This window comes from Streptococcus pseudopneumoniae, from assembly GCF_038148935.1.
GTDB lineage: Bacteria > Bacillota > Bacilli > Lactobacillales > Streptococcaceae > Streptococcus > Streptococcus pseudopneumoniae_U.
This window is the reverse complement of record NZ_JBBJZX010000244.1, coordinates 1-289: the sequence shown is the minus strand read 5'-3', so window position 1 is coordinate 289 and position 289 is coordinate 1. Positions and strand designations below refer to the sequence as shown.

At 45.0% G+C, this 289-nt stretch carries 1 pseudogene; it reads right to left on the bottom strand.

From position 1 onward, the window contains the following. Positions 1-289: pseudogene (locus WKI42_RS10815) on the bottom strand (tail fiber domain-containing protein); the annotation flags it as partial.

Here is a 289-nt window from a genome sequence, read left to right as displayed (position 1 = left end):
ACCATAGAAGCTAACTGTATTCTTACAATACATCTGCCCATCTGTGTCCACATGCCAAGAGTTCGGCCCTGCTTGGTTCCAGTTATCGCCCCAATTCGCCCAGAAAGCTGTCTTAGTACCATAACCAGCTCCATTCCCCATACCGACAGAGAATTGATTAACACCAGAAATCCAGCGACCGCCTCCATTATCAAATTGCCCCAAAGTGAAACCTCCAATTTCACCCTGATAGGCTTGTAAGAAGGTTGAGCTAGATACAACAGATTCAATCTTGGTTGTGAAGATTTGT